Source organism: Flavobacterium sp. (genome assembly GCF_046155325.1).
Classification (GTDB): domain Bacteria; phylum Bacteroidota; class Bacteroidia; order Flavobacteriales; family Flavobacteriaceae; genus Flavobacterium.
In genome coordinates this window covers 1-4,934 of record NZ_JBJXDQ010000147.1, presented here as the reverse complement: position 1 = coordinate 4,934, position 4,934 = coordinate 1, and the positions used below count along the sequence as shown (strand labels likewise).

Here is a 4,934-nt window from a genome sequence, read left to right as displayed (position 1 = left end):
CATTGCTTTGGTAAACATTTGATAAGTTGATTATGGCAGCTATTTTATGTTGTTCGTTTCTCTGGGTATTAGCAATAAAATAATACTGTTTTATGGTGTTTTCGGCATTGTCATAATCGCCAATAATAGTGTAAAGATTGCCTAAGGGTTTAAGGCAGTATTCTGTAATATCGTAATTAGAAAGCTTGTTTTTTTGGAAGATTTGCCAGGCTTTTTCATAGCTTGAAATAGCTTTGTTGCTCTTGCCAAATTGGTTTTCGTAGTAGGCTTTATTGCAGTTTAAAACCACTAAAGCTAATAATTCATTTTTTGTTTTTGGCTTCGGATTTTTCCAAAAATTGTGTTCGGCAGCGTCTAGTTTTGTTATACTTTCAAGGGATGGATTGGCTACAAAAATATCAACTGCATTGTATATTACATCTTCTTGGGTAGGTAAATATTGCCCAAAAACAGTTAGAGTCGTGAAAAGAAAAAGATAAAAAATAGTTTTAACCATATAAGGAATTTAAGGTCATTTAAGTTTGTCATTTCGACGAAGGAGAAATCACATAACGAGAGCAACTAATGTGATTTCTCCCGTTGGTCGAAATGACAAAATAATTCTTATTTAAATGACGAAGTTTAATAAAATAAATAGTGTAATTCTATAAAAATAGTCCAAGGATTAACACCTAAAAAAAATCAGTGATAATCTGTTTTATCCGTTTCATCTGTGTGCCAATTCTTAAAACTTCCAAATGCCATACAACTGAAAATAATTGAAATTATCTTCTAAATTAAGCACATATCTCGCACCAATACTTGGACCAATTCTAGCCGCGCCAATGGTTAAATCAAATAACAATCCTGTTTTGAAATTGGTAAAAGATTGTTTTTCAGTCTTGGTTTCATTGGTTGCAGAGATTAAAAATTTATCAGTTATTCCTTCGTAAGTTTCTATTTTCAGGTTTTGTTCTTGTTTTTCCGAAACATTTAAATTGGCTTGCAAACCTGCTCCAATTCCGATAAAGTTATTGATATTGTATCGCATAAGCACCGGGATTTCCCAGTTGATATTTGAGTTTTCTGACGAAGTTGTGGTGCGTTGTAATTGACGAACGCCATTTGCGCTTGTTAGAAAAGTATCATTTGTTGAAATTGAATTATTATAAGAATTCAAGCTGTTTAAGAACTCGGCTTGCCAATAATAACGATAGGATTTATAAGGAGAAACAGTTGCCCCCACAAAATAACTTTTGGAATTTTCGAGGCTTGGATACAAATTATACCCTGCTTTGGCTCCAATAGAAATTCCTGGAGAAAAACGTGTTGTAGCATAATTAGTAATTATAGGTTCGTTTTTATCAAAAATAATGGCGGTTCTGCTTTTGGTTTTTACTTTATGAAAGTCTTTGTTGAACTTCATCGAATATTTGACAAAGCCTTTGGTGCTGTCTTTTTCTTTGACGTTTTTCTGCGTACTTCCGGGTAAATAAATATTTTTGAAGGTAAAATGAATTTGGTTTTTCTTGATAATGGTATCCAAACAACTGGTTGTTGGTTCTTCGTCTTTTGGACAAATAGGACATTTTGGATATTGATCTTCAATTTTGAATGTTTTTTTATCGAACATTTCCGGAATGTCTGTTTCTAATAGAATCTTTCTTGCAGGTCCTTCGCCATTATTTTGGAAACGGGTTTTGAAGTTGACTCTTTTAAAACGCACCAATCTGTAGTTCATAAAACTTCCGTTAGAACACATTTTGTTCGGATCGTGTGAGGTTACGATTTCCATTTCAAGATTCTTGATTTTGTGGTTTTTGTAACTTCGATTCGGCACAAAAATACTTCTCATGGTAACAGTAGCGCTCGTGTCCTTAATCATTTCGGGTGTGGTTTTGAATGTAAAAAACAAGTTTCTAGTTTCGCCAGGATTAGCGTCATTAAATTCTAAAACAGTAGCGTTTTTGTACTCTTTATTGGCATTTAACAACGAAGTTGCCAAGTCCTCTTCGACCGCTGTGATTCTGTATTTTTTCGTATTGGCAATTGCGATTTCGGATGCTAGATATGAATCGGAGTTTTCTAGATCATCTACAAAGGCAACCGAATTTTCCTTGACTTCTTTTTCGCCCGCATACGTTCTGAAATTATCCAATTCAAAATTGTTGTTTTTAAACTGTTTTTCGTTAAAAAACAGATATAATTTTCCGTTGGTTACATAGTTTTCTAGGTTTTGATAACTTAGAATTACTTCTATTTTTTGGTCTGGAATTGGATCGCAATTTTTTTGAATTGCCAATCCATTTTGATCTTCGATAGACGCAATATCTTTATATATTTCCTCCGAAACTTCGTTTACGGCAACTATTTTTGGTCGTGTTGCTGGTGGTTTTCCGTTGTCGTAATTGTTGGTTACCGCAAGCCTTGTGGTATAAGTTCCTTTGTTTTTATAGACCTGTTTAGGTTCGGCTTCTTTGCTGTAATGACCATCGCCCATTTCCCATAAATAGGAGTAGGAAGGTTTTGGTGCTCCAGCAATTGGAATTAAGGGTGGCGTTTCGGGTTTAAATTTTACTGAATTCCCTTTTTGGTTGTACGTAATATTGGCACGACGGGTTAGAGTATCTTTTGCTTTGGTTTGTGCTTCGACAAGCTCAGGAAAACAGATAGAAAATAAAATAATGAAAATAAATAGTGGTTGTTTCATAATTGATTCGTTTTTAGCCCTGATGGCAGCGGCATCCTTTTTTCACGCTTTTTTGCGTGGGAAAAGATATAGCGAACAGCAGGATTAGCTTCTAATTTTCAGTAGTTCCTCCAAGCAATGAAACCGAGTATATCTTCTTAAGAGTTTTTAAAAATAGAAAAAAGTGGTGAGCAAATCACCACTTTTTGTAAAAACTTCTATTTTGTATTATTGTATGGCATTGATTGCGGCTACTAATTGCGCTTCGGTTCCTAGAGTTGTTTCGGCTAGCGTGAATGTGTACACGTCGTTTGCAGCTACGGTAACCGCTTTGATGGCGTATCTCCACTGCCCATTATCTTCGGTGGCAAATATCACATGACAAGCCAATCCTATTGGAATTTGTCCGTAGTGTTCGCTGAATAATCCAGCACTGTAAGTGTCCAATTTTGCAAGTGCGTTTGTTCCTTCGCCATCATAAGAAAGGTAGATTGCGCTATTGGTATTGTCATACCCATCAGGAGCATCGGCTAGTATGGTCGTTCTTGGTCTTGGATCGCTGTAAAATTTATCCACATTGGTCCATCCAAAGTTTCCAAAAGACACATAGTAGTTATTTCCTTCGGCAAATACGCCGTCTTTTCCCCCGTTTGGTGCAGTAGCATCGCGTTCTGCTTCCCAAGCTAATTCTCCATCAGTATCGATAATACCATTCCATAATGTCATTGCATTGTCGATTCCATCGGTTAAACTGGCTGGTACTATAAGATTGATGTTGCAAGTTGTAGCTAGTTCTACTCCGCCTTGGGTCGCTTTCACAAAAAACTCTCCGCCGGATATCAATAAACTTTGATCCCCATTTGGCATAATTCCCATGGTTGGTTTGTTGGTAATTAGCATAGTACCTTTGTCGAAAAGCTCTACAAATTCAATGTTTATTGCTCCAGTTGCAGTATTGCCATTTTTAGTAAGGCAATCTCCATTTATTTTTATGGTTACTCCTTTGTCCGATGTTAGTGTGATGATTCCAGCTCCAGCAGTCGCTGTAAAATTCTGAGTTTGTGCTTCTAGTGCTGCATCTCTAACGGCTGCAAATTCTGAGGCCGATGCTGGCTCATTGATGGTTTCATCTTTTTCACAACCAATAAAGGAAAGTGTTACCAATGCTAATAATGCGATTTTTTTTAAATTTGTTTTACTTACAAGTTTTAAAATGTTTTTTTGGTGTGCGTGAATCGTTGATTTCATAATTTCTAAAGTGTTTAAATTGTTGTTTGAATTGTTGTTGTTTACTGTTTTCATGTTTTCTAGTTTTAAATGTTTTTGTTTATTGTTGTTATATCAAATTTGTTTTGTAATTGTTACCCTTGTTTTAAATTTAATTGCCAAAAGAACGATTACAACCATATATCAACCTTGTTTTAATTTTGTTACCCCTTTTTTTACTATTTTCGAAAAAAGTTTTTTTATGGCTAATACCACTATACATCCAGACCAAATCTATATTGATGGACTTGCCAATAATGATTCGGCAATTATTCAATCTATTTACAAGAAATTTGTTCCCAAAGTAGTTTCCTATATAAGGAACAATTCTGGTGATAATGACCAAGCCCAAGATGTGATTCAAGAAATCATGATATTACTTTTTAATCAGGCCAAAGCCAAGAAGCTACAATTAACTTGTCCGTTTGATGCGTACTTTTTTTTATTATGTAAAAGGAAATGGCTAAACGAAATAAAAAAATCTTCGAATAAAGGGGTAACATTAGATGAAGACAAAACATCTATTAATGAACTCACTGAGGAAATGGTACTAGAAACCGAAGTCTTCGACGAAAAACAGCAACTTTTTGATACGATGTTTCAAAAACTAGGCGATAAATGCCAAGAATTATTGAAGTTGAGTTTCGCTATCAAATCGATGGAGGAAGTTGCCGAAAAACTCAATGTAACTTATGGTTATGTTCGAAAGAAAAAATCGTTGTGCGTTGGACAATTAACTCAGTGGATTCAGGAAACAAATCGCTTTAAATCATTAAAAACGACCTAGCCATGAACGAGGAACGCTACATAGAATTCAGTCAATATCTCGAAAACGAAATGAGTATTGAAGAGAAAAATGCTTTTGAAAAACAATTGTCAGAAGATAAAGAACTAGCTTCATCATTTGAAATATTTGAGGAGCTCAATCAACATTTGTCTAATAAATTTGGAAACAGCGCCGATTTAAGTGCGTTTACACAAAATTTAAATTCAATTGCAG

3 protein-coding genes and 2 pseudogenes are annotated in these 4,934 nt (G+C 34.9%); 2 read left to right on the top strand and 3 right to left on the bottom strand.

Annotated features, from left to right (window positions below):
* From ACKVOD_RS10100 to ACKVOD_RS10090, 3 genes and pseudogenes are all read right to left on the bottom strand, one after another.
* Window positions 1-496, bottom strand: a pseudogene (locus tag ACKVOD_RS10100) (hypothetical protein); the annotation flags it as partial.
* A 228-nt stretch (window positions 497-724) separates the two neighbouring features.
* Entirely contained in the window at window positions 725-2,689 is a 1,965-nt protein-coding gene (locus ACKVOD_RS10095; RefSeq protein ID WP_409209347.1) for a PKD domain-containing protein, read from the bottom strand.
* Between the two features lie 207 nt (window positions 2,690-2,896).
* Entirely contained in the window at window positions 2,897-3,970 is a 1,074-nt protein-coding gene (locus ACKVOD_RS10090) for a hypothetical protein (protein WP_409209346.1), read from the bottom strand.
* A 166-nt stretch (window positions 3,971-4,136) separates the two neighbouring features.
* On the opposite strand from ACKVOD_RS10090, the gene ACKVOD_RS10085 reads away from it, so the two are divergent.
* Both ACKVOD_RS10085 and ACKVOD_RS10080 read left to right on the top strand, forming a co-directional pair.
* On the top strand, window positions 4,137-4,721 hold the full coding sequence (locus ACKVOD_RS10085) for an RNA polymerase sigma factor (protein WP_409209345.1): 585 nt from the start codon (window positions 4,137-4,139) through the stop codon (window positions 4,719-4,721).
* A 2-nt stretch (window positions 4,722-4,723) separates the two neighbouring features.
* Window positions 4,724-4,934: pseudogene (locus ACKVOD_RS10080) on the top strand (tetratricopeptide repeat protein); the annotation flags it as partial.